The organism is Saccharothrix stipae, assembly GCF_054781895.1.
This window is the reverse complement of record NZ_BAAGTN010000017.1, coordinates 413,949-437,331: the sequence shown is the minus strand read 5'-3', so window position 1 is coordinate 437,331 and position 23,383 is coordinate 413,949. Positions and strand designations below refer to the sequence as shown.

The following is a 23,383-nucleotide window of genomic DNA, read 5'->3' as shown; positions in this document are numbered from 1 at the left end:
GTCCATGGGCGAGCAGTTCAGAGTGGAGCCCCCGGAGCTCCGCGGGTACGGCGAGTTGCTGACGCGCAACGCGCAGCACTTCATGACGATCAAGGACCACGCGATCACCAAGGGTGGCGACACCTCGGGGTTCACCGGTCTGCTCTCGCTGTTGCAGCCCATCGTCACCGGCGTGGCGTCCCTGTACGGGGAGACCCTCGACTTCGCGAACCAGATGATGGTCAAGGAGGCGGAGAGCCTGAACAAGGCCGCCGACATGTACGAGAAGAACGAGGAGATGGTGATGGGCATCCTCGACCGGGTGCTCGCCCAGCTGCACGCCGTGGCCGAGGCCCCGTCGCTCGGGGGTGGCGGCCGATGACCGCGTACGCGGACGTCGAGGACCCGTCGGTCGCGCTGAGCGCCGCCGCGGAGGACCGACCCGGTCGGCAGACGACCAAGGAGCTCATCGAGAAGGCCGGCTGGAAGATCCAGGGCGTCAACTGGATCTACGAGAAGGTCACCGGCGAGAACCTGCTGGACGCGCTGATCAAGCCGCTGCTCGGCGACTTCGAGAAGATCGACGAGAACGCCAACGCGTGGGACCGGGTCGCCAAGGCGCTGGACTCCGTGCGGCACAACGTGGACGCGGGCGCCGAGCAGCTGTCGTCGCACTGGGACGGTGACGCGGCCAAGGCGTTCGAGACGCGCATGGGCACCATGTGGGTGATCGCCATCGAGGCGGACTCGCAGATCGCGCGGATCATCGGCAACAAGTTCCGGTCGACGGCCAGCACCTGCCGCACCGCGTGCGGCCTGGCGTTGACGCTGCTGGACATGCTGGTCGGCAAGCTGATGGAAGCCGCGATGACGGCGTGGATCCCGGTCGTCGGCTGGGGTCGTGCGGTGTGGATGGTCTACGACGCGATCCAGATCGTGGACGCCATCCGCAAGATCATCATTTCCATCCAGACGCTGATCGAGGGCGTCCAGGGCATGATCGACGGCATCGTCGCCATGGGCACCGCGCTGTCCAAGCTCAAGGACGTGCGCGACGTCAGCGACCTGCTCGACGTGGTCGACGGGTACCAGGACGGCAAGGAGAAGTTCGACAACGGCCTGTCCGCGGCGAAGTCCGGTGCGCTCGGTGTCGGCTTGGGCGCCTACGGCCTCGGCAAGGCGGGGGTCGCCGCGAACGGCCGCTACACCCAGCCGCCGCCGACAGCGCCGACACCGCCGCCCGCACCGGCCCCGGCCGCCTCGGGTTCGGGTGGGGGTGGCGGGCAGTGACGTTCCCGTACGACAAGGCGCGGCTCGACGCGCTGGTCGCCGACGTGGACAAGCGCATGGCCGACGTCGAGCAGACCACGCGTGCGGCGAGCCAGGTGCAGCTGCGGTCGCGCGGGTTGACGCAGGCCGACTTCGCCGAGATCTCGCGGTTCGCCAACAGCCCAGGCGCGCCCCGGGAGCTGAAGGAGCTGGCGCGGCGGGTGGATTCGGGCGAGATGTCCTGGGAGGACATCGCGTCCGGGCGCGCGGTCGACGACGAGGGCGTGCAGCGGGCGTTGCAGACCGGTGTGCCGGACCTGCAGCGCGCGTACACGGCGATCCAGGAGGGCAACGACCCGGAGGACGTCATCTCCGCGGGGTCGCCGAAGCCCGGCGGTCGTGGTCCCGATGACGACGACGAGCCGAACAAGTTCACCGAGGACGCCTGGTAGGCGATTCGGCACGCGGTCAGGTCCGGCCACGGCGGTCCCCGCCGGGTTGTCACCGAGTTGTCCACAGGCCCGGACGTTGTCCACAGGCCCGGACCTGACCACCCCGATCCGTCGGACCGTTGGGGCAGAATAAAAGCAGGGGTCCCCTTGGCGGGGACGCCTGCGCAGCCCTGAATCCTTGGCTTGGGACGCCGTCGGCGGCGCGGTGTTGCGGCGAGGTCGCGCGGTAGCGCCGCGGTCAGGTCAACGTGGGGAAGTCGAACGCGCCGCCGCTGGTGTGGTTCGTCCCGACCCCGCGCACCACGTCGTACGCGACGGCCGCGGCGATCACCAGCGAGCGCACCGGGTCCGGTGTGCCCGGTCGGATGGTCAGCACGTCCCGCCGCACCCGTCGCCCGTCCCGCTTCGCGATCGTGCCCGGGCTGAACGACGCCACCTCGTGCAGCAGGCACAGCCGCTGCCCACCCGCGTCGAGCAGCCCGTACGCGCCACGCCCCTCGTGCCGCACCGAGCCGACCACGGCGCCGTTCGGCCACGTCACCCGCGTCGGCGGCTTGCCCGCTCCCTTGCGGATCAGCAGCAGCTGCTGCCCCCGGTCGGCCAGGACCAGGTCGAACGTGGTGCGCCCGGAGAACGCCGTGGCGCGCAACAACTTCCGCAACGGCCCGACGAACCCGCGCTCGGACACCGCGGCGACCGGCGCGCCGTGCCCGTCGTAGACGTCGTTGCGATACCGGGTGCCCAGCAGGTGGCGCAGCGCGCCCCAGGGCTGCTCGATGACCAAGGTGTCGGTACCGGGAAGGGTCACGGTGTGCCAGCGTACGGCGCGATGTGACACTCTTGGGACCCGTGGGAACAGATGTGGTCATCGACGCCGCGGCCAAGGCCGAGCTGGCGCGGTTGGTGAGCGAGTTGGCCGTGGTGCACGGCAAGGTGACGCTGGCGTCCGGCGCCGAGGCCGACTACTACGTCGACCTGCGCCGCGCGACGTTGCACCACGCCGCCGCGCCGCTGATCGGCAGGCTGCTCCGGCAGCTCACCGCCGACTGGGACTACGTCGCCGCGGGCGGGCTGACGTTGGGCGCCGACCCGGTGGCGTGCGCGATGCTGCACGCCGCGGCGGGCGCCGGTCAGGTGCTCGACGCGTTCGTGGTGCGCAAGGCCACCAAGCAGCACGGCCTGCAACGCCGGATCGAGGGCATCGAGGTCGCGGGCCGGCGGGTGCTGGCGGTCGAGGACACGTCCACCACGGGTGGCAGCGTGCTGGAGGCCGTCAACGCCCTCCGCGAGGGCGGCGCCACGGTGATCGGCGTCGTGACCGTCGTGGACCGCGGCACGGGCGCGCGCGAGGTGATCGAGGCGGCCGGGCTGCCGTACCGGTACCTGCTCGACCTCGCCGACCTGGGTCTGGCGTGACATGGTCTCGCTGATCCTGCTGCTGGTGATCGTGGCGATCCTCGGTGTCGGGGTGGCCGTGGGGTTGTCGCGCCGCAAGCGCAACCCGTTCACGAACCAGCAGTTCGTGAGCCAGTGGGAGCAGCAGATGCGCGCCCTGGAGGCCGCGCTGGGTTGGCGGTTCGTCGCCGAGGACCAGGGCTTCCAGGAACGGGTGCCGCAGATCGGCCGGATGCTGGAGGCCGACCGGAGCCGGGTCAAGTTCCAGCTCGTCGGCCACTGGCGCGGTGTGCCGGTGCTGGCGGTCGAGGTCGTCTTCCGCGCGGACAACGTGGTGACCTCGGAGTACCGCACCTACGCGGTGGTGGTCGTGCCGCGCCCGATGCCGGGGCCGTGGGTGCTGATCAGCCCGCGCAACGACAGCGTGTGGGGCCTGTTCGAGCAGTTCGTGGAGACCGGCGACCCGGTGTTCGACAGCCGCTACGAGGTGCGCCGCCGCAACCCCGCGTTCGCAACGGCGCTGTTTGGCTCGGGCCTCACGCAGGCTCTCCTGCAGGACCCGCGGGCGAACGGCGTCGCGATCGCGTTCGACGAGCACAACCTCGCCGCCGCCGTGCCCGGCCCGCTGCTCCAGGCGCCGCTGGCGCACCTGGCCGACCTGCTGCTGGACGTGGCGGGCCGGGTGCCGTGGCAGGCCCTGCCCCGGGGCTGACCGCGCCGGCGGGATCGGGCCCGCGGGATCGGACCGACGGCGAAATCCACGGGCGGGTGATCGCCGGTCGGCCTAGGCTGGTCGCAGGGAGGTCGCTATGGTCGCGCGCGCGTTCGCCGAGCTCGTCATGGTGGTGCACTTCGGCGTCTTGATCTTCCTCGTGGTCGGGGGTTTCCTGGCCTGGCGGTGGCCGAGGGTGCTGTACTTCCACCTCGCGATGGCCACCTGGGGCCTGCTGATCGTCCTGTTCCCCCTCGCCTGCCCGCTGACGTGGCTGGAGAACGAACTCCGCGCCGCCGCCGGCCGCCCGCGACTCCAGACCGGCTTCATCGACACCTACATCGACGGCGTCCTCTACCCGGACTCCGCGGCACGCCTAGTGCAGGTCTTCGTCGCACTCGTCGTAGTCGCCTCCTGGACCGGCTACTACCTCAAACGCCGCGATGAACAGACCTCACCGACACGCACGGAAGCTTGTCGCTGAATCGGTCCAACGGCGTGTTCGGCTGTTCGAGCTACACCTCCCCCGAATGTCATTCCCGAGTCCTACCCTGCGGGCGAGGGGGTGACGTGGTGGACTGGTTCCGTCGTCGAAGGAAAGCGTGGAGCGCCGACCTCTGCTCAAGTCTCCTGGCGTATTACTGCGACTTGATCGAGATGGAACGCGGGCAGCGCTGGAGCGTGCGGGCGTGGTCGCAGGAGGTTCACGTCAGTGAGAACGGCGACGTGAACCAGCGGATAGGTTTCACCGTCGTGGCCGAGTGCGATCGGCTGGACTTCGTGAGCCTGTACGACCGGGTGAACTGGGACTGGCCCGAGAAATACCGGGACAGGGTGCGCGTCGAGGTCCGCACGCCCGAACGGCACGGCGTCGGCGGCACGCGCCTGGACGTCACCCATCGCTGGATCCGCAAAGGTCAGATCAAGGCGTTCGTCCACTTCGACCGGCCGATCTTCCGCGGTGAGGAATTCACGTTGGTCGTCGACGTGTTCTGGCCGGAGAAGTGCTTGCCCTTCGTGCGCGGTGACGGGCCGGACAGCTTTCTCGTGTCGTTCAGCGAGATCACGCACGTGGTCGAATTCCGGATCGTGCTGCCGAAGCAGTGGGCGGTGAATTTCGAGCACCTCGGCCTCACGCCCGGTCGGGACGATTACGTCTTGACCGCATCCGTGAACCGGGAAGGGCGCATGGTCGCCTCCCTCACCGTGCGGGACCTGCCCGGCTACCGGAAGGTCGGCGTGAAGCTCGACACGCCGTCGGCAATGGCGTGACTAGGATCGCCACGGTCTTTCCAACGCCGGGGGTGACGTGGTCCAGCGAGTGGTCCTCGAAGGGTTTCACGCGGTCAAGCACGCGGTTCGGTTCGGGGCCGTGGTGGAGCCGGTGGTGGTGTTGGACCGGGAGAAGGCGGTCGGGTTGGCGAGGTCGCACGCGCCCGACCTGGTGGAGGTCTTCGAGCGCCGGGCCGAGGTGGTGGGCGCGGCGCGGTTCGAGCAGGTGATCGGGCGGTCGCACCCGACGGGGGTCGGCGGGTTGGCCGAACGGCCCGCGGTCGACCTGGCGGCGGTGTCGCGGAGCGCGCCGCTGGTGCTGCTGGACAACCCGCGCAACCTGGGCAACTTCGGCGCGGTGATCCGGGTGGCCGCCGGGCTCGGTGCCGGCGGGGTCGTGTCGCTGGGCGACGTCGACCCCTGGCACCCGAACGTGCTGCGCGGCAGTGCGGGTCTGCACTTCGCGCTGCCGGTCGGGCGATTGAACGGCATCGACGACGTCCGCGGCACGGTCATCGCCTTCGACGCCGACGGGCAGGACCTGCGGGACGTGCGGATCGCCGACGACGCCGTGCTCGCCTTCGGCTCGGAACGGCACGGGCTGTCGCCCGACCTGCGGGAACGGGCCGACCTGGTCGTCTCGCTGCCCATGCGGCCGATGGTCTCCAGCTACAACCTGACCACCAGCGTGGCCATGGGCCTGTACCACTGGGAGTTGTTCCGACAAGCTTCTTGAACGGTTCAGTGGGCACCCTGGTGAGGTGACCACGCCCAAGCTGCTCTCCGCGCGCGCCGGTGTCGCCGAACGCGCGGTCGAGTCCCGGCACCTGCGCCGGGTCTGGGGAGTGCCGGGCACGGCCCTCGGCGCGGCCGCCTGGCCGCTCGACTGGCCCGGCCGGCTGCACGTCCGGTTCGGCTACTGGTGGCAGGCGCACCTGCTCGACTGCGTCCTCGACGCCCAGCTCCGCTCACCCCGGGACGCCCGCCTGGCGCTGCTCAAGCGGCTCGTGCGCGGCATCCGGGTGCGCAACCTGGTCGGCTGGACCAACGACTACTACGACGACGTGGCGTGGCTCGGGCTGGCCCTGCTGCGCGCCCAGCGGGAAGCCGGGATCGCCAAGCCGAAGGCCATCGCCGCCATCGCCGACCGGCTGCGCGCCGGCTGGACCGACCACGGCGGCGGCGGGATCTGGTGGCGGCGCAACGACGACTTCAAGAACGTCCCGGCCAACGGCCCGGCCGCGATCCTGTTCGCCAGGCTCGGCGAGCGGGCAGACCTCGGCCGCGCCCGGTCCATCGTGGACTGGATCGAGGACAGCCTGGTCGACCCGGACACCGGGTTGGCGTGGGACGGGCTGCACGTCCACCCGGACGGCTCGGTCCGCGAGGTCGAGAAGAACTTCTACACCTACTGCCAGGGCGTGCTGCTCGGCGCGTGCGTGGAGCTGGATTCCGCGCGCTACCGCGACAAGGCGGCGCGGGTCGTGGCCGCCGTCGACAAGCACCTCGCCACCGACGGCGTGCTGCGCGGGCACGGCGGCGGTGACGGCGGCCTGTTCGGCGGCATCCTCACCCGGTACCTGGCGCAGGCCGCGCTGCGGCTGGACCGGCCGGAGGCGGCGCGCGCGGCGGACATCGTGTTCAGCTCGGCGAACGCGGTGTGGGCGAACCGGACCGCGGTGGTCAGCGGGCCGCTGTTCGGTCCGGAGTGGACGCGGCAGGCGGTCAAGCCGTCCGGCCGCGAGCCGGAGCGCGACCTGTCCGTCCAACTGGGCGGGTGGATGGCGTTGGAGGCCGCCGCCCTGTTGGAGCGCAACGGGATCCCGCCGCCGCGGACCTGAAATCCCGGCAGGACGACGTCAGTGGCAGCCGCAGGACCCGCGGTGCCGCAGCACCGGGGGCAGCCGGATCGTCTCCGGCGGCCGGGTCGGGTCCTCGATGCGGGACAGCAGCAGCCGCACCGCCGTGCGGCCGATCTCCTCGACCGGCTGCGCCATCGCGGTCAGCGGCGGGTCGACCAGCTCGGCCCACTCCACCTCGTCGTAGGTCACCAGCGCCAGGTCCGACCCGATCCGCACGCCACGCGCCCGCGCCGTGCGCAGCACGTCCACCAGCACCTGGTGGTCGTTCACCACGACGCCGGTGACCTGGCCGAGCAGCGGGTCCAACGACGGCCGCACCAGGTCCTCGTCCCACGCCAACCCCGCCCGACCGAGGCCGAGCCGGTAGCCGAGCACGCGTTCGTCGGTGGTCGCCAGGCCCGGCTGGCCGGACACCAGCCCGATCCGCCGGTGCCCCAGCTCCGCCAGGTGCCGGACCAGGGTGGAGGTGGCCTGCACGTTCTCCGGGCCGACCTGGTCCACGTCCTGCGCCACGGTGAGCCGGTCCACCAGCACCGTCGGCACGCCGAGCCGGCGCAGCTCGGGCGACGCGGCCGAGCCGGACGTCGGCGTGAGCAGCACCCCGTCCACCCGCCGCGAGCGCAGCATCCGCACCGCCGCCTGCTCGGACTCGGCGGTGTCGCGGGTGTCGATGAGCACCAGCGTGTAGCCGGCCCGGGTGGCCTCGCCCTCGATCGCCGCGATCAGCTCGGCGAAGTACGGGTGCGAGACCAGCGACACGGCGAGCCCGAGGGACTTCGTGCCGCCCGTGACCAGCGAACGCGCGATGGCGTCACCGGTGTAGCCGGTCTCCTCGATCGCCTTGAGCACACGCTCCTTGGTGGCCGGTGCGACCGGCCTGGTCTCGTTGATCACGTGTGAGACCGTGGTGATGGAGACGCCGGCGAGACTGGCGACCTCCCGCATGGTGACCATGGACTCGTCCCCGTTCGGGCTTGCGCAAGCGATTGCGGGGGACTCTACCTGCTAGGAGTGACGTGCCGTGGCTTCGGTGCTGTGTGTCGGGCTGACGACCGTGGACGTGAGCCAGCGGGTGGCCGAGTTCCCCGAGCCGGGGCAGAAGGTGCAGTCGCTCGGCGTGCACCTGGCGCCCGGCGGTCCGGCCGCGAACGCGGCGCGCGCGGTGGCGGCGCTGGGGCACCGGGCGGTGCTGCTGACCGCGTTGGGCGGCGAGCTCGGCGAGTTCGCCGCGTCCCGGCTGCACCCCGTGGAGGTGCACTCGGTCGGGGCGGGCGGGCCGGCGCTGAGCATGGTCGCGGTGCGCGAGCGCGACGGCGAGCGGACCGTGATCTCGCGCAACGCGGTCGGCTTCGAGGTGGCCGCCGAGGTGGACCCGGCGCTGGTCGAGGCGGCGGACGTGGTCCTGGTGGACGGCCACCTCGGTCCGTCGGCACTGGCGGCCGCACGGCACGCGAAACGCGCCGGTGTGCCCGTGGTGCTGGACGCGGGCAGTTGGAAACCCGTGCTGCACGACCTGCTGCCGCTCGTGGACGTCGCCGCGTGCTCGGCCGCGTTCGAGCTGTCCGAGGCCGAGGTGCACGCCCGCGGCGTGCCGCTGGTCATCCGCACGCACGGCCCGCGTCCCGTCACGTGGTCGTCCGGTGGTGTCACGGGCTCCCGACAGGTACCTGTTGTCGAGGTGCGCGACACCAACGGCGCGGGCGACGTGTGGCACGGTGCGCTGGCGGTCGCGGTTGCCGACGGGCTGGCGGTGGACGACGCCGTCCGGTGGGCGAACGAGGTCGCCGCGGTGCGCGTGCGCCACACCGCGTGGGACTGGGTGGAGGAGCTGGGACGGTGGCGGGACAGCGGGTGAAGTTCGACGAGCTGGTCGACCGGGCGCGGTTGCTGGTGGACACCGGCGAGCGCAGGCTGCTCGGCATCGGCGGCGCGCCGGGCTCGGGCAAGTCGACGCTGGCGCGCCGACTGGTCGACGCGCTGGGCGACGACGCCGCGCTGGTCGGCATGGACGGCTTCCACCTGGCCCAGCAGGAGCTGGCGCGCCTGGGCATCGCCGACCGCAAGGGCGCGCCGGACACGTTCGACGTCCCCGGCTACGTGGACCTGCTCGGCCGGTTGAAGGCGCGCGGGCCCGACGTGGTGTACGCGCCGGAGTTCCGCCGCGAGATCGAGGAGCCGGTCGCGTGCGCGGTGCCGGTCGACCCGTCCGTGCCGCTGGTCGTCACCGAGGGCAACTACCTGCTGCTCCAGTACGACAAGTGGAAGCGCGTGCGGGTGGTGCTGGACGAGGCGTGGTTCCTCGCGATCGACGAGGACCTCCGGGTGGCGCGGCTGATCGACCGGCACGTCCGGTACGGCCGGTCGGTCGAGGACGCGCGCGAACGCGTGCTGCACGGCACGGACCACGTGAACGCGCTCATGGTGAACGCGTCCCAGTCCGCCGCCGACCTGCTGATCACCGAGGTGCTGTGACCGCCGTCACGGTGCTGCGGTGACCTCTTCGTCCACCGGCTTGCGCATCTCCTGCCGGTACCGGATCAGGCCGTAGGCCGTGCCGCCGACGAAGAACGCGATGCTGAGGATCACCGCCGCCGTCTCCAGCCACGGCACGGCGGTCAGCAGGCCCGCGCCGTAGTAGCCGGCCAGCACCAGCGTCGGCACCCACGCGATCGCGCCGATGGTCGTGGCGAGCATGAACCGCTTCGGGTCCATCCGCGCCGCGCCCGCGATCATCGGCGCCAGCGTGCGCACCCACGGGATCCAGCGAGCCAGCACGATCGCCCAGAAGCCTCGTCGGTCGAGGAAGTCGCGGGCCTTGGCGAGGTTCTGCTTGTTGAGCACCTTGCCGCCGCGGCGGGCCAGCAGACGCGTGCCGGTGTGCCTGCCGATGTAGTAGCCGATCTGGTTGCCGACGACGGCCACGACCAGCGCGACCCCCGACAGCAGCCAGGCGGACAGCTCGGCCTCGTGCGACGCGAGCACCACACCGGCGGCGAACAGCAACGAGTCGCCGGGCAGGAACAAGCCGAAGATGAACGCGCACTCGAAGAAGATGAAGCTCAGCGTGATCAGCCACACGGCCAACGGGCCTGCGGAATCGAGCTGAACGAATGCGACAGCCTCGGACGATGCGGACAACACCACGAGATGCAGCCTACGTGGGACCGCGGCGTCGCCTGGGCGACATGGGGATAACGCCTTGCCGAAGCCTGGGCGTCGTCGCGGTTCGCGCACGTCCGGGCACGTGGTGCAGCGATCTTGCGCAATCTGCGCGCCGGCGTCGGCGGCTACGGCATTCCGCAACCCCGGACAGCCAGGTCGGTCCGGGCGCGAGGAGGCCCCCGCGGGCACGTTGCCCGCGGGGGCCCCTCACCGAGTCCGGCTCAGGCGGGCAGGACGGAGATGGCGTCCACCTGGACCCAGCTCTCACCGCCCGGACCCCAGTAGCCGACGAAGACGGTCATCTCCCCGTTCGGGCCGGGGTTGAACGGGATCTCGACCAGCCGGTACTGGACGTGGTTCGCGGCGGTGAAGTGGCGCTCGGTGTGCGGTGCCGCACCGGTGCCGGCGCGGACCCCGAAGAAGCCGCCGGTGACGTTGCCACTGGTCCGGACCCACCCGCGCAGCACGTGCACGCGGTGCGGCTGGACGGGGACGACCTGGGTGATGGCGTTCCAGGTGCGGCCGGCCGACCAGAGGAACCCGTTCTTGCGGCCCGACTGCTGCAACCCGAGGTTGATGTCGACGCCCTTCGGGTCCGGGCCCTCGGCGCGCCACGGCGCGGACAGGCCGCGGGTGGGCTGGCCCTCGAAACCGCCGTCGAGGACCTTGTCGACGCGGGCGGTGAACGGCCGGTTCTCGCCGGTGAACCGGACCAGCGGCGTGCCGGACGCCTCGTACAGCGTCGTCGAGGTGCCGGCCGGGCGGACGGCCAACCGGTCGACGTTCCAGTTGTCGCCGCCGAGACCGCCGCCGAACGTGGTCGTCAGTGTGACTCCGGTCACGTCACCGATGGGGTAGGCCATCGGCAGCTGCAACAGGACCACTTGGTCGTAGTGGTTGATCCAGCGCGCGCTGCGGTTGATGTTCGGGATGACCACCGGGTCGTGCGAGCGGAAGTGGACGGTGGCGTTGACGTTGTCCTGCCCGCCGCGCAGGTCGTCGCCGCCGGTGCGCACGTGGAGCTGCAACTGGGTGGTCCGGTCGCCGCTCGGCGGCACCACGTCCGGGAAGGCGGGCGGCGTCGCGGCCCGGTACCTGCGGTCCACGAAGTAGGTCTGCCAGGTCTTCTCCGGGTGCTCCAGGTACTGGTAGGAGGTGGTCGCCGGGCGCGGGACCATGGTGATGACCTCGTTGGGGAAGTTCGGGTCGTACACGAAGATCTTCAGGTCCTCCTTGAACGCGCCCAGGTCACCGGTGTAGCGGCCCATGTCGTAGCCGATCGCGACGACCTGGTGGTGCGGCTGGAGCCCGCCGTTGCCGTTCTTGAACAACCCGAGCGGCGCGGGCCGGCCGGCGTCGATCTCGCGGCGCAGCTCCTCCAACCGGCCGCCGTTGAAGCCCTGCAGGCCCCAGTTGAAGAATTCCGTCGTGCGCCAGCCGAACGGGTTGGCGATCAGTTCCAGCCACTTGTCGGCGTTGTCCTTCAGCGACGTTTCCTGGCGTTGGTAGATGTAGTTATAGAGGGGCGACCCGGTCGCGGGGAGGGTGTCCTGCCGGGGCGGCCGCTTGCCGGTGAAGAAGTGGTCGAGCGCCGCGTAGGACATGCCGCCGCACAGGCCGCCGAAGCGCCAGTCGGGCAGACCCACGTTCTGGAACGGCGTGGTCTGGAACTGGTTGGCGAACTGGAAGCCGTGCACCCGCGGGTCGAACGACGTCATCCGCGCGGTGCCCGGTGCGGCGGACGCGGGCGGTGCGAGGAGCGCCGCCAGCAGGGTGGTCAACAGCAGCAGGACGGCGGCGGCGACGCCGGGGCGTCGGTGCCTGGCCTTCGGGTTCATGCTCGCTCCGATCGGGGCGTTGGGACGTTGCCCGACCAGTCGTACGGCGGCGGGAATTGATCAGGAAGACGTGCCGGGAAGCCCTGGTCAACCAATCAAGTGGCGAGGTGTTTCCGCAGGTGGGCGGGTTGGTGCGGGTCATCTGGGTGAATGACCGGGCGTTCGCGGACCCGGCTCGGTCGGGTGCCACTAATCTGCCGGTCGGTCGGGCGAGAGGAGTGCGATGAGCAGCCGCGCGGTCGGTCGTCCGGAGGAGCCGCTCGACCCGGAGGCGGGGCCGGTGCAGGCGTTCGCCCACGAGCTGCGGGCGTTGCGCAAGGAGTCCGGGCTGACCTACCGCGCGATGGTGCCGCTGGCCAACTACTCGTACGCGGCGTTGCAGGCGGCCACGGCCGGGAAGGCGTTGCCGACCTGGGAGGTCACCAAGGCGTTCGTCTCGGCCTGCGGTGGGGACGTCGTGGGGTGGCGGGAGAAGTGGGAACGGGCGTCGAGCCCGCGTTCTCCGGAACCGCCGCAAGAGGGACCGCCGGAAGAGGAACTGTCGGCAGGGGAATCGTTGGCAGAGGAATCCCCGCAGGAGGTGCAACCGGGGCCGGAGCCGGTGGTTTTCGAGGCCACCGAGGAGCCGGCCGGAGGCAGGCGGCGGGTGCTCGTGATTTCCGCGGTGGTGGCGGTGGTGGTCGGCATCGTGCTCGTTTCCTCGCAAGTGGCCGGGAATCCGCGGGCGAGGCCCACGGTCACGGTGACCACCGGTGCGACCGCCATGCCGTTACCGGCGACGTTCGGTTCCTCGGCCGCGTCGAGCACCGCTCCCACGTCGGACGAGGCGCCGTCGTCGCAACCGAGCCGCCCGACCGTGCCGACGGGAGCCGGGCAACCGCCGGCGACCACGGGAACACCCGGGACGACGCGGACCACCACGCCCACGACGGACAAGCCGGATCCCGGCGAGAACCCCGGCCGGTTCGACGGCGTCCAGGAGCAGCGCACCGTCGAGCTGGTCCGGCAGCAGGGCTACAACTGGGTGGACATCGAGTACTGGCGGCACGACGCGGACACGCCCGGCGAGCTCCAGATCGACGCGTCGGGCGTCTTCACGGCCTACGGGGCGCGGCTCGCGGTCATCCCCGAGAGCACGCCGCCCGACCGCGCCCGGTGCGCCCGGATCACCGAGTGGCGCGACCGCGTGGAGTTCGCGGAGCTGCACGTCGGCAGCCTGCTCTGCGCGCGCAGCAAGCTCGGCCGCTACGCGTCACTCGAAGTGCGCTCGCTGCCCTCGGCCGGCGGCTCGTTCATCTTCTACGGGATCACGTGGCACTGACCCTGCTCCTGAGTCCGCGAAACGGTTAGCGTGGAGCGATGGAGGCTCTGCTCGCCGAACTCCGGTCCGCCGTCGGCGCCGACGCGGTGCTGACCGACGTCGACGTCACCGCGAGCTACCAGCGCGACATGATGCCGCTGGCGCCCTACGGGCAGCCGTTGGCGGTGGTGCTGCCGACGTCGACCGAACAGGTGCAGGCGGTCGTGCGGGCCTGTGCGGCGGCGCGGACGCCGATCGTGCCGCGCGGCGCGGGCAGCGGGCTGTCGGGCGCGGCGAACGCGATCGACGGCTGCGTGGTGCTGGTGACCACCAAGATGAACGCCATCGTGGAGATCGACCCGGACAACCGGCTGGCCGTGGTCGAGCCCGGGGTGGTGAACCTCGACCTGCGCGGCGCGGTGGAGAAGCACGGGCTGTTCTACCCGCCGGACCCGTCCAGCTACGACTGGTGCACGATCGGCGGGAACCTGTCCACCAACGCGGGCGGGCTGTGCTGCGTGAAGTACGGCGTGACCACGGACTCGGTGCTCGGGCTCGACGTGGTGCTCGCGGACGGCGAGCTGCTGCGGACCGGTCGGCGCACGGTCAAGGGCGTGGCCGGGTACGACCTGACCAAGCTGTTCGTCGGCAGCGAGGGCACGCTCGGCGTGATCACCCGCGCGACCCTGGCGCTGCGGCCGCTGCCGCAGGCGCCCGCCACGCTGGTGGCCGCGTTCACCAGCACGGCGGCCGCGGGCGTGGCGGTGAGCCGGGTGGTGACCGAGGGCATCGTGCCGTCGTTGATGGAGATCATGGACCGCACCTCCATCCGGGCGGTCGAGCAGTACCTGAAGACCGACCTGAACGCCGGCGCGGCGCTGCTGCTGTGCCAGTCCGACTCGGGTGGTGAGGCGGGACGGCGGGAGCTGGCCGCGATCGAGCAGGCGTGCGTGGCGGCGGGCGCCGAGCTCGTCTACGCGACCGAGGACCTGGGCGAGGGCCGTGACCTGCTCACCGCGCGGCGGTCCGTGCTGCCCGCGCTGGAGCTCTACGGCGCGTGGCTGACCGACGACGTGTGCGTGCCGCGGACGAAGGTCGCGGACCTGATCGCCGGGTGCGAGCGGATCAGCGTGTCGGTTGGGCTGCGGATCGCCGTGGTCGGGCACGCCGGTGACGGCAACATGCACCCGACGATCGTCTACGACCCGGCATCGGCGGACGAGTTCGCGGCGGCGCGCCGGGCGTTCGACGAGATCCTGGAGCTTGGCCTGGCGCTGGGCGGCACGGTCACCGGCGAGCACGGCATCGGCAAGATCAAGCGCGAGTGGCTGGCCCGGGAGATCGGACCGGTGGGCCTGCGGGTCCACCGCGAGATCAAGCGCGCGCTGGACCCACAGAACCTGTTCAACCCGGGCTCAATGTTTAGCGTTTGATTGCCGCTGCTCCGCAGACGGCGGCTCGGTCGCCCGGAAGTCGGTCGTCCGGCACCCATCCCGCGACGATCGAAAAGCGTGATCGCCGCAGGATGGGCACCGGACGACCGACGCGACCTCGCAGGGTCGGTGCGGCCGAGGCAGACGACCGACGGCGATCTCGCGGGGGTGGTGCTCAGTCGACGCGGCGGATCTGCTGGGTCTCGTCCATCCGGTCGTCCACGAAGTCGATGACCTCGGTGATGTCGGCCGCCTCCTGGGCGAGCAGCGACTTCTTCTCCCGCCGCGCCTTGATGATCTCGATGACGATCGGCACGACCGAGATCAGCACGATCAGGATCAGGATCATTTCCAGGTTGTCGCGCACGAACTGGATCTGGCCGAGGAAGTAGCCCAGCACCGTGAGGCCCGCGGCCCACGCGATGCCGCCGATCAGGGAGTACGTGAAGTACTTGCGCGGGTCCATCCGGCCCACGCCCGCCATCGCGGTGATGAACGTGCGCACGATCGGCACGAACCTCGCCATCACGATCGCGCGGGCGCCGTACTTGTCGAAGAACTCGTGCGTCTTGTCGACGTACTCCTTCTTGAAGATCTTCGACTCGGGCTTGTTGAACAGCGCGGGTCCGGCCCGGTAGCCGATCCAGTAGCCGACCACGTTGCCCGCCAACGCGCAGACCGTGAGCAGCAGGCACACCAGCCACAGCGGGTACTCCAGCAGCCCCGAGGCCACGAACAGGCCCGCGGTGAACAGCAGGGAGTCGCCGGGCAGGAAGAAGCCGACCAGCAGACCGCACTCCGCGAAGACGATGAAGCACAGCCCGACCAGCATGTAGGGCCCGAGTCCTTGCAGCAGGACCTGCGGGTCGAGCCATTCGGGGCCGAGGGCGAGCGTGGAGGTGGGGGCGACCGTCACGGCGCCCACGGTACAGGCACTACCTGAGCGTCATGACCGCCACGACCGTGCCGGCGGCCAGCCCGAGCAGCACGGCGAGCAGCAGCACCCACCCCGCGCCCAGCGACGGGCGGGCCCGCCGCGCGGGCACGGGGGCGTGCGCCCCGGTGCTGGTGGCCTGGGCGCGCAACGCGTCGGCCACCAGCTTCTCGTGGTCTTCGGGCACCCGGTCAGTCCCTCGTCAGATTGCCTGCTCCGGCAGAGGCTACCCACGCGCCCCGGCACATCACCTCGCGCGGCCTCAGCTCGGTGTCCAGCACCACGACGTCGGCGGCGAGACCGGCGCGCAGTTCACCCGTGCGGTCCTGCAGGCCGAGCAGCCGGGCGGGACGGGTGGACGTGGCGTGCACGGCTTCGGTCACGGTCAGGCCGCACGACTGCACCGCGTTGCGGAACGCGGCGTCCATGGTCAGCGTGCTGCCCGCGAGGGACGCGCCGCCGGCGAGCGTCGGCACGCCGTCCACCACCCGCACTTCGAGGCCGCCCACGTCGTAGACGCCGTCGCCGACGCCCGCCGCCGCGATCGCGTCGGTGACCAGGACGGTCCGGTGCACGCCCGCGTGCCGCGCGGCGAGGCGGACCGCCGTGGGGTGCAGGTGCACCAGGTCGCAGATCAGCTCGACGGTGACGCGTTCGTCGTCCAGCAGGGCGCCGATCGGGCCCGGCTCGCGGTGGTGCAGCGGGCGCATCCCGTTGAACAGGTGCGTGGCGACGGTCGCGCCCGCCTCGACCGCCGGGCGGATCTGCGCCTCGGTCGCGTCGGTGTGGCCGATCGCGGCCAGCACGTCGTTGTCCACGAGGTGGCGGACCGCGTCCACGCCGTGCTCCAACTCCGGCGCGACGGTGATCATGCGGACCGCGCCGTCGCCCGCGTCGAGCAGCTTGTCGATCGAGCCCCGGTCGGGCGGGCGGAGGATGGCCGGGTCGTGCGCGCCGCAGCGCGCGGCGGACAGGAACGGGCCCTCCAGGTGGATGCCCGCGACGACGTCGTCCCGCACGAGCTCGGTCAGGGCCTTGACCTGATCGGCCAGTTCCGGGACCGGCCTGGACACCAGGCTCGCCAGCAGCGTGGTGGTGCCGTGCCTGCGGTGCGCGTTCGCCGCCTTGATCACCCGGATCGGGTCGGCGCTGGTGAACGCCTCACCGCCGCCGCCGTGGCAGTGGATGTCCACGAAGCCCGGCACCAGCCAACCACCGCCCACGTCCCTGGTCGGGCCGTCCGGCGGCGCCCCCTCGCCGACGGCCGCGATCAGCCCGTCCCGCACCGCGACCCACCCCTGTTCGAGCACCCCGTCGGGCGTGACGACCCGACCACCGGTCAGGGTCACGTCCACGGGTCCACCCCACGTGCTCATCTGTCCTCCAGCATGTCGATGGCCAGCAGCGCGGCCCCGAGGCACCCGGCCTCGTCGCCCAACGCCGCCAACCGCAGTTCCGGGCGTCGCTGGAACGTGATCAGCTCGTCCAGTCGTCCGCCCAGCGGATCCGTCAGCTCCGGACCCGCCAGTGCCAGGCCACCGCCCAGCACCACGGCTTGCGGACCCAGCAGTGCCGCTATCAGCAGGATGCCCCTCGCGAGCGCGTCCACCGCCTCCCGCCACACCTCGGCCGCGTCGGGATCACCCTCGGTGAGCAGCCTCGCCACCTCCGCCGCGCCGTCGACGTGGCGGTTCGCGCGCTCGGTGTAGCGGCGGGCGATCGCGGCGCTGCTCGCCCGCGCTTCCACGCACCCCGTCTGGCCGCAGCCGCACGGGTCGCCGTGGCCCACGTCCACGTGCCCGACCTCGCCCGGCGCGGCCGAGACCCGGCCGTCCAGGACGAGGGCCGCGGCGATGCCGGTGCCGATCGGCATGATCACCGCGTCGGTCAGGCCGCGGGCGTTGCCCTGGCGCAGTTCGGCCAGGCCACCGGCCCGGACGTCGTGGCCGAACGCGGTGCGCAGGCCCGTGGCGGCTTCGACCCGGGTGCGGAACGGGTAGTCGGCCCAGCGGAGGTTCGCGGAGTACACACCGGTGCCGGTCACCTCGTCCACGATGCCCGGGACGACGAGCCCGATCGCGTCGACCGGGTGCGCCGAGGCGGCGCGCAACTCCTCGACCAGCGCGGCCACGTCCTCGACCACGGCGTCCCCACCGGGCCTGGTCGGCCGCCGCAGCCGCGTCACCGCCCGCACCCCGCCGGGACCGCCGCCGACCAGGGCCGCCTTGGTCCCGGTTCCGCCGACGTCGACGGCTATCACGTGTCTTGTGCGCGCCACGAGGACCGATACTGCGGCATCCGACCGCCATTGGTCTATACCAAGTCTCGGATTGGGCAGCTCCGCTGTGGCCGCGCGCGTGCCCGGGCCGTGCCGGAGCACCGCTGGAGCCCTGCCGGGGCGCTGCCGGATCCCTGTTCATCCGCGCGGCCCGAGTTGTCCACAGGCTGCGGCCGGCGAGGCGTTTCTGTCGGTGTGTGGTGGCAGGATCAAGAACAGGGATCCCCTGGGCGGGGACCCCTGCGAAGCGAACGCCGGTGGGTGGTGGCCGGTGGATGAGCGGCTAGTTGCCGGCCATGATCTTCTGCAGGGCGTCCAGCGCACGGCTGGCGGTGCTCTTCACCGTGCCCTTGCTGATGCCGGTGGCCTCGGCGATCTCGGCCTCCGAGAGGTCGCCGTAGTACCGCAGCACGAGCACCTCGCGCTGCCTCGGCGGCAGCTGGGACAGTGCCGCCACCACCGCCTGGTGCTCGGCGGTCAGCATGGCCAGGCTCTCCGCCGACCTCGCGTTGGCCACGTGCGGAGGGGTGTAGTCGCGGGCCGTCTTGCGTCGACGCAGCACGCTGCGCGAGCCGTTGACCACGGCGGTCCGCAGGTAGCCGACGGCGGCCTGAGCGTCCCGCAGGTTCTTCCAGTTGCGGTGCAGGCCGGTGAACGCCTCCTGCACCACGTCCTCGGCCGTGGCGGGCTCGTCGACCAGCAGCAGCGCCAGCCGGACCAACCGCATGCGGTGCTGGCGGTAGAGGTCCTCCAGGGTCAGCGGGCCGGTCGGGGCCGGTGCCGCGCCGTCCTGGATCCGCAGGTTCGTCAGCGTGTCCTGCACACGCGCGATGCCGCCGCTGTTCCGATCGGGACCGACCACGGAAATGACGTTACCTCCTCACCGGGTAGCTTCGGCGCGGCGCTGCACAACGGAGGTGGGGATTCGATGGCCCGGTTCGCGGTCGAGTTGGAGTTCGGGGACAACCAGGACGAGCGGATGGCGGTCCGGCCCGCGCACCGCGAGTACCTGGCGACGCTGGTGGAGCGGGGTGCGCTGCTCGTGTCCGGTCCCTACGCCGACCAGTCCGGCGCCCTGCTGGTCTACGAGGTCGCCGACGAGGCCGAGTTGCGAGAGGTCCTCGCCGCCGACCCGTACACGCGCGCCGGCGTGGTGGCCGGGACGCGCGTGCACGAGTGGCAGACGTTGACGGGCGTCTGGGTCTAGCGCTTCTTGGCGGCGGCCGTCCCGCCCGGTCCGACCAGGCCGGACAGGTCGTTCGCGGCCATCTCGCGGTCGGCCGCGGGCACCGACCCGGGTGCCTGCCGGTCGACGACCTTCGGGGTGAACGCGCGGAAGACCTTCAGGCCGCCGACCCACCCCGGCACGTGCACGGCCTTGGACCGCCGGGTGATCGCGCGGACCACCGCCTTGCCGACGTCGGAGACCGGGTACTTCTTGCCCGCCAGGCCCGGCATGCTGCGGCGCAGCGGGCCGAAGACCGGGTGCTCGTCGGCGCTCTCGACCATGTCGGTGGAGATCCACGAGAAGTACGCCACACCGACGTCCACGCCCAGGTGCCGCACCTCGGCGCGCAGGCTGTCCGCGAACGCCTCGCAGCCCGCCTTCGCGGCGGAGTAGGCGGCGTTGCCCGGGATGTGCACGATCGCCGCCAGCGACGACACGACCAGGCAGTAGCCCCGGCTCGCGATCAGGTGCGGCAGGCACGTCCGGACCGTGCGCCACACGCCGAGCAGGTTGACCTCGATGACCCGTTCGAACGCGGCGGGGTCCATCGACCGGATGAAGCCGGTGGCGGCGATGCCCGCGTTGGCCACGACCACGTCGATGCCGCCGTAGTGGTCGACCACGCCCTCGACCGCGGCCTCCAGCGCCTCCCAGTCGGTGACGTCGGCCTCCCACGCCCGGCCGCCGCACTGCTCGGCGACCTCCCGCAGCTGCTCACCCTCCAGGCCGACCAGTGCCAGCCGCGCGCCCTTCGCCGCCAGGCGCCGCGCCACCTCGGCGCCGATGCCCCTCGCCGCGCCTGTGATCAGGACAACCTTGCCCGCAACGTCCACGGTGACCTCCTCAGCCGGTCGGAGCCAGGAGGTCACCGTAACGCAACTTACCGCGAGTAAGCTACTGGAGAGTTAAACTCGACTGGCGTCGGTCAGGGCCGCCACCTCGTCCGCCTTGAGCTCCAGCCGCAGGGCTGGGAGCAGGTCGGCCAACTGCGCCGCGGTGCGGGCCGACGCGATCGGCGCGGCCACCGTCGGCTGCTCCGCCAGCCACGCCAGGGCGACCGCCGCCTGGGTGGTGTCGTGGCTCTCCGCGACCTCGTCCAGTGCCGCGAGGATGCGCAGGCCGCGCTCGTCGAGGTACTTCGACGCCCCCGCGGCCCGTGCGCTCTCGACCGTGACGCCCGGCCGGTACTTGCCGGTCAGGAACCCCTTCGCCAGGCCCCAGTACGGCGCGGACGCCAACCCGTGGTCGGCGACCGCGCGGGACAGCTCGCCCTCGTAGGAGCGGTCCACGAGGTTGTAGGCCTGCTGGAGCGCGACGAACTTGGCGAAACCCTCGCGCTCGGCCACGGCGAGCGCGGACGTGAGCCGCTCGGCCGAGTAGTTGGAGGCGGCGACGTGCCGCACCTTGCCGGCGGCGACCAGGCGGTCGAACGCGGCCAGCGTCTCCTCCTGGGGCGTGCCCGGGTCGTCCCGGTGCGCGTAGTACAGGTCGATGTGGTCCACGCCCAGGCGGCGCAGGGAGTCCTCGGCGGCCCGCTCGATCGTGGCGGCGCCGAGGTCGTCCAGCCCCCGCAGCATGCCGACCTTGGTCGCGACCACGACCGCGTCCCGGTCGCCGCGGCGGCGCAGCCACTTCCCGATGATCGTCTCCGACTCGCCGCCGGTGTGCCCCTCGGCCCACGCCGAGTACGAGTCGGCGGTGTCCACGAAGTTGCCGCCGGCGTCCGCGAAGGCGTCCAGCACGGCGAACGAGGCGTCCTCGTCGGCGGTCCAGCCGAACACGTTGCCACCCAGGCACAGGCGCGACACGTCGAGGTCGCTGGTTCCGAGTTTCGTCATGTCGCGAAGCTAGGTCGGGTGGTCCATTCGCGCCGAATCGAGAAGTCAGGACTAAATGGTGGCGCCGGGTGGTTGCCAGTCGTCAGCACCTAGTTCGTGGGGAGACGAAATGACGGTCGAGTTGGGCGGGTACGGCGTGTGGGACCAGGCCGCGCGGTGGGCCGGGCGCGGCGAGGACGCGGCGGAACTGGAAGAGCTCGGCTTCGGTGCGCTCTGGCTGGGCGGATCGCCCGACGGCAGCGTGCTGGCCACCGTCTCCGAGCTGCTCGACGCCACCGAGAAGATCACCGTGGCCACCGCCGTGCTGAACGTCTGGACGACCCCGGCCGGCGAGGTCAACGACGGCTACCGGGCGTTGGCGTGGACCGACCGGTTCCTGGTGGGCATCGGCGCCGGGCACCGCGAGCTGGTGGGTGAGGTGTATCACAGCCCCTACCAGAAGTTGATCCACTACCTGGACGAGCTGGACGTGCCGCGCGACCGCCTGGCGCTGGCCGCGCTCGGACCGCGGGTGCTCCGCCTCGCGGCCGCCCGGACGAGCGTCGCCCACCCCTACCTGGTGACGCCCGAGTACACGGCGCGGGCGCGCGAGGCCGTCGGCGCCGGCGTGCTGCTCGCGCCCGAGCAGCACGTGGTGCTGGAGGAGGACCCGGCGCGGGCCCGTGACCTGGGACGTCAGGCGCTGGCCCGGTACCTGGCGCTGCCCGACCACACCCGCACGTGGCTGCGGCACGGGTTCACCGAGGAGGACCTGGCGGGCGGCGGCAGCGACCGGCTGGTCGACGCGCTGGTGGCCTGGGGTCCGGTCGAACGGGTCGCGCGGCGCCTGCGCGAGCACCACGAGGCGGGCGCCGACCACGTGGCCGTCCAGGTGGTCGGCGCCCTCGACGCCTCCGACGCCCAGCGGGCGTTGCGCGACATCGCGGCCGCCGTGCGGGACCTGGTTCCCGTCGCCGACTGACCGCGGTCGGGGCCTAGTCGGCGGTGACCTCGACGCCCTTCCAGAACGCGACGTGGTCCTTGATGTTGGCCGCGGCCGACTTGGGGTCCGGGTAGTACCAGGCGGCGTCGGGGTTGTCCGCACCCTTCACGTGCAGGGTGTAGTAGCTCGCCGTGCCCTTCCAGGCGCAGACCGACGTCGTGTCCGACGGCCTGAGGTACTGGGCGTGCACCGACTCCAGGGGGAAGTAGTGGTTCCCCTCCACGATCTCGGTCTTGTCACTCTCGGCGATGATCTCGCCGTTCCACCGTGCGGTCGCCATGACACCACTATGCCGTTGATCATCTTCGTCCGGCGGGCCGTGGCCGTAGGATGCTGCCGACACCGCGTTCCGGGCACCCGAGGAGGACCCACCGATGCCCATCGCAACCCCCGAGGTCTACGCCGAGATGCTCGACCGCGCGAAGGCGAACGAGTTCGCCTACCCCGCGATCAACGTCACCTCGTCCGAGACCCTCAACGCGGCCCTGCGTGGTTTCGCAGAAGCCGAGAGCGACGGGATCATCCAGGTCTCGACCGGTGGTGCCGAGTTCGCCTCGGGCACCAAGGTCAAGGACATGGTGACCGGCGCGGTTGCGCTGGCGGAGTTCGCGCACGTGGTCGCCGAGAAGTACCCGGTGAACATCGCGCTGCACACCGACCACTGCCCGAAGGACAAGCTCGACGGCTACGTCCGGCCGCTCGTCGCGATCAGCCAGGAGCGGGTGGACCGCGGGCTCAACCCGCTGTTCCAGTCGCACATGTGGGACGGCTCCGCCGTGCCGCTCGACGAGAACCTGAAGATCGCTTCGGAGCTGCTCGACCTCACCGCCAAGGCGAAGATCATCCTCGAGATCGAGGTCGGCGTCGTCGGCGGCGAGGAGGACGGCGTCGCGCACGAGATCAACGAGAAGCTGTACACCTCCCCCGAGGACTACCTGAAGACGGTGGAGGCCCTCGGCGCCGGTGAGAAGGGCCGCTACCTGGTCGCGGCCACGTTCGGCAACGTGCACGGCGTGTACAAGCCGGGCAACGTGAAGCTGCGGCCGGAGATCCTCAAGCAGGGTCAGGACGTGGTGGCCGAGAAGCTGGGCCTGCCGGCCGGCTCCAAGCCGTTCGACCTGGTCTTCCACGGCGGCTCGGGCTCGCTGCTGGAGGAGATCCACGAGGCGCTGACCTACGGCGTGATCAAGATGAACATCGACACGGACACGCAGTACGCGTTCACCCGTCCGATCGTGGGTCACTTCTTCCAGAACTACGACGGCGTGCTGAAGGTGGACGGCGAGGTCGGCAACAAGAAGGCCTACGACCCGCGCTCCTACCTCAAGGCCGCCGAGCAGGGCATGGCCGCCCGCATCGCCCAGGCGTGCGAGCACCTGAAGTCGTCCGGCCGCATGATCGCCGGCTGAGACGCCCCGGTACGGCTGACGGCCCCCTCCGGCTCTCGGA

Annotated in this window: 28 protein-coding genes; 16 read left to right on the top strand and 12 right to left on the bottom strand. The window is 71.5% G+C overall.

Features of this window, described 5'->3' with window-relative positions:
• Positions 1-4: 4 nt before the first annotated feature.
• The 3 genes from ACYVLT_RS30145 to ACYVLT_RS30135 are packed head-to-tail and all read left to right on the top strand — an operon-like array spanning position 5 to position 1,700.
• Complete coding sequence (locus tag ACYVLT_RS30145; protein WP_360448994.1) at positions 5-361, top strand: hypothetical protein; 357 nt, start codon at positions 5-7, stop codon at positions 359-361.
• A complete protein-coding gene (locus tag ACYVLT_RS30140; protein WP_461123551.1) occupies positions 358-1,269 on the top strand; it encodes a WXG100 family type VII secretion target in 912 nt (303 codons plus the stop codon). Before ACYVLT_RS30145 ends, ACYVLT_RS30140 begins: the two co-directional genes overlap by 4 nt.
• A complete protein-coding gene (locus ACYVLT_RS30135; protein WP_461123550.1) occupies positions 1,266-1,700 on the top strand; it encodes a hypothetical protein in 435 nt (144 codons plus the stop codon). The genes ACYVLT_RS30140 and ACYVLT_RS30135 overlap by 4 nt, the downstream gene beginning before the upstream one ends.
• A 238-nt stretch (positions 1,701-1,938) precedes the next feature.
• Here ACYVLT_RS30135 and ACYVLT_RS30130 read toward each other — a convergent pair whose 3' ends face one another.
• Entirely contained in the window at positions 1,939-2,508 is a 570-nt protein-coding gene (locus ACYVLT_RS30130; RefSeq protein WP_461123549.1) for a hypothetical protein, read from the bottom strand.
• Positions 2,509-2,561: 53 nt separating this feature from the next.
• Here ACYVLT_RS30130 and pyrE point away from each other — a divergent pair, with 53 nt between their 5' ends.
• The 6 genes from pyrE to ACYVLT_RS30100 all read left to right on the top strand — a co-directional run bounded on the left by pyrE (position 2,562) and on the right by ACYVLT_RS30100 (position 6,920).
• Entirely contained in the window at positions 2,562-3,116 is a 555-nt protein-coding gene (pyrE, locus tag ACYVLT_RS30125) for an orotate phosphoribosyltransferase (RefSeq protein ID WP_461124150.1), read from the top strand.
• A 1-nt stretch (position 3,117) separates the two neighbouring features.
• On the top strand, positions 3,118-3,807 hold the full coding sequence (locus tag ACYVLT_RS30120) for a hypothetical protein (RefSeq protein ID WP_461123548.1): 690 nt from the start codon (positions 3,118-3,120) through the stop codon (positions 3,805-3,807).
• A 97-nt stretch (positions 3,808-3,904) separates the two neighbouring features.
• Positions 3,905-4,291 (top strand): DUF2784 domain-containing protein, encoded by a 387-nt coding sequence (locus ACYVLT_RS30115; RefSeq protein WP_461123547.1) that lies wholly within the window; start codon positions 3,905-3,907, stop codon positions 4,289-4,291.
• 86 nt (positions 4,292-4,377) lie between these two features.
• Positions 4,378-5,079, top strand: coding sequence for a hypothetical protein (locus ACYVLT_RS30110; protein WP_461123546.1), 702 nt, complete (start codon positions 4,378-4,380; stop codon positions 5,077-5,079).
• 112 nt (positions 5,080-5,191) lie between these two features.
• Positions 5,192-5,815, top strand: coding sequence for a TrmH family RNA methyltransferase (locus tag ACYVLT_RS30105; protein WP_461123545.1), 624 nt, complete (start codon positions 5,192-5,194; stop codon positions 5,813-5,815).
• A gap of 25 nt (positions 5,816-5,840) precedes the next feature.
• Complete coding sequence (locus ACYVLT_RS30100; protein WP_461123544.1) at positions 5,841-6,920, top strand: glycoside hydrolase family 76 protein; 1,080 nt, start codon at positions 5,841-5,843, stop codon at positions 6,918-6,920.
• An 18-nt stretch (positions 6,921-6,938) separates the two neighbouring features.
• On the opposite strand, the gene ACYVLT_RS30095 is transcribed toward ACYVLT_RS30100, so the two are convergent.
• On the bottom strand, positions 6,939-7,895 hold the full coding sequence (locus tag ACYVLT_RS30095) for a LacI family DNA-binding transcriptional regulator (protein ID WP_461123543.1): 957 nt from the start codon (positions 7,893-7,895) through the stop codon (positions 6,939-6,941).
• Between the two features lie 76 nt (positions 7,896-7,971).
• Between ACYVLT_RS30095 and ACYVLT_RS30090 the strand changes: the two genes are divergently transcribed.
• Together ACYVLT_RS30090 and ACYVLT_RS30085 are read left to right on the top strand one after the other, a co-directional pair.
• Complete coding sequence (locus ACYVLT_RS30090) at positions 7,972-8,796, top strand: PfkB family carbohydrate kinase (RefSeq protein WP_461124149.1); 825 nt, start codon at positions 7,972-7,974, stop codon at positions 8,794-8,796.
• The gene (locus ACYVLT_RS30085) at positions 8,778-9,413 is read left to right on the top strand and encodes a nucleoside/nucleotide kinase family protein (RefSeq protein ID WP_461123542.1); all 636 of its coding nucleotides are present in this window, start codon (positions 8,778-8,780) and stop codon (positions 9,411-9,413) included. The genes ACYVLT_RS30090 and ACYVLT_RS30085 overlap by 19 nt, the downstream gene beginning before the upstream one ends.
• A 6-nt stretch (positions 9,414-9,419) precedes the next feature.
• Here ACYVLT_RS30085 and ACYVLT_RS30080 read toward each other — a convergent pair whose 3' ends face one another.
• Together ACYVLT_RS30080 and ACYVLT_RS30075 are read right to left on the bottom strand one after the other, a co-directional pair.
• Positions 9,420-10,085, bottom strand: a complete 666-nt coding sequence (locus tag ACYVLT_RS30080; RefSeq protein ID WP_461123541.1) for a DedA family protein — start codon at positions 10,083-10,085, stop codon at positions 9,420-9,422.
• A 239-nt stretch (positions 10,086-10,324) separates the two neighbouring features.
• Positions 10,325-11,941 (bottom strand): hypothetical protein, encoded by a 1,617-nt coding sequence (locus tag ACYVLT_RS30075; RefSeq protein WP_461123540.1) that lies wholly within the window; start codon positions 11,939-11,941, stop codon positions 10,325-10,327.
• 223 nt (positions 11,942-12,164) lie between these two features.
• On the opposite strand from ACYVLT_RS30075, the gene ACYVLT_RS30070 reads away from it, so the two are divergent.
• Positions 12,165-13,262 carry a helix-turn-helix domain-containing protein gene (locus ACYVLT_RS30070; RefSeq protein ID WP_461123539.1) on the top strand — a complete coding sequence of 366 codons (1,098 nt, stop codon included), beginning with the start codon at positions 12,165-12,167 and terminating at the stop codon, positions 13,260-13,262.
• 38 nt (positions 13,263-13,300) lie between these two features.
• On the top strand, positions 13,301-14,674 hold the full coding sequence (locus ACYVLT_RS30065) for an FAD-binding oxidoreductase (RefSeq protein WP_461123538.1): 1,374 nt from the start codon (positions 13,301-13,303) through the stop codon (positions 14,672-14,674).
• A gap of 175 nt (positions 14,675-14,849) precedes the next feature.
• On the opposite strand, the gene ACYVLT_RS30060 is transcribed toward ACYVLT_RS30065, so the two are convergent.
• From ACYVLT_RS30060 to ACYVLT_RS30040, 5 genes are all read right to left on the bottom strand, one after another.
• On the bottom strand, positions 14,850-15,599 hold the full coding sequence (locus ACYVLT_RS30060) for a DedA family protein (RefSeq protein WP_461123537.1): 750 nt from the start codon (positions 15,597-15,599) through the stop codon (positions 14,850-14,852).
• A 10-nt stretch (positions 15,600-15,609) separates the two neighbouring features.
• Positions 15,610-15,795, bottom strand: coding sequence for a hypothetical protein (locus ACYVLT_RS30055; RefSeq protein WP_461123536.1), 186 nt, complete (start codon positions 15,793-15,795; stop codon positions 15,610-15,612).
• A 4-nt stretch (positions 15,796-15,799) separates the two neighbouring features.
• Positions 15,800-16,984 (bottom strand): N-acetylglucosamine-6-phosphate deacetylase, encoded by a 1,185-nt coding sequence (gene nagA / locus ACYVLT_RS30050; protein ID WP_461123535.1) that lies wholly within the window; start codon positions 16,982-16,984, stop codon positions 15,800-15,802.
• Complete coding sequence (locus tag ACYVLT_RS30045; protein ID WP_461123534.1) at positions 16,981-17,886, bottom strand: ROK family protein; 906 nt, start codon at positions 17,884-17,886, stop codon at positions 16,981-16,983. The genes nagA and ACYVLT_RS30045 overlap by 4 nt, the downstream gene beginning before the upstream one ends.
• Positions 17,887-18,169: 283 nt before the next feature.
• Positions 18,170-18,748 (bottom strand): SigE family RNA polymerase sigma factor, encoded by a 579-nt coding sequence (locus tag ACYVLT_RS30040; protein ID WP_360449039.1) that lies wholly within the window; start codon positions 18,746-18,748, stop codon positions 18,170-18,172.
• A 66-nt stretch (positions 18,749-18,814) separates the two neighbouring features.
• On the opposite strand from ACYVLT_RS30040, the gene ACYVLT_RS30035 reads away from it, so the two are divergent.
• Positions 18,815-19,093, top strand: a complete 279-nt coding sequence (locus ACYVLT_RS30035; RefSeq protein ID WP_461123533.1) for a YciI family protein — start codon at positions 18,815-18,817, stop codon at positions 19,091-19,093.
• Here the strand turns inward: ACYVLT_RS30035 and ACYVLT_RS30030 are convergent.
• Entirely contained in the window at positions 19,090-19,947 is an 858-nt protein-coding gene (locus ACYVLT_RS30030; RefSeq protein ID WP_461123532.1) for an SDR family oxidoreductase, read from the bottom strand. The genes ACYVLT_RS30035 and ACYVLT_RS30030 overlap by 4 nt on opposite strands.
• A gap of 72 nt (positions 19,948-20,019) precedes the next feature.
• A complete protein-coding gene (locus ACYVLT_RS30025) occupies positions 20,020-20,952 on the bottom strand; it encodes an aldo/keto reductase (RefSeq protein WP_461123531.1) in 933 nt (310 codons plus the stop codon).
• 109 nt (positions 20,953-21,061) lie between these two features.
• On the opposite strand from ACYVLT_RS30025, the gene ACYVLT_RS30020 reads away from it, so the two are divergent.
• Positions 21,062-21,913, top strand: a complete 852-nt coding sequence (locus ACYVLT_RS30020) for a TIGR03620 family F420-dependent LLM class oxidoreductase (RefSeq protein ID WP_461123530.1) — start codon at positions 21,062-21,064, stop codon at positions 21,911-21,913.
• 13 nt (positions 21,914-21,926) lie between these two features.
• Here ACYVLT_RS30020 and ACYVLT_RS30015 read toward each other — a convergent pair whose 3' ends face one another.
• Entirely contained in the window at positions 21,927-22,214 is a 288-nt protein-coding gene (locus tag ACYVLT_RS30015; protein WP_461123529.1) for a DUF427 domain-containing protein, read from the bottom strand.
• A 94-nt stretch (positions 22,215-22,308) separates the two neighbouring features.
• Here ACYVLT_RS30015 and fbaA point away from each other — a divergent pair, with 94 nt between their 5' ends.
• The gene (gene fbaA, locus ACYVLT_RS30010) at positions 22,309-23,343 is read left to right on the top strand and encodes a class II fructose-bisphosphate aldolase (protein WP_461123528.1); all 1,035 of its coding nucleotides are present in this window, start codon (positions 22,309-22,311) and stop codon (positions 23,341-23,343) included.
• Positions 23,344-23,383 lie beyond the last annotated feature (40 nt).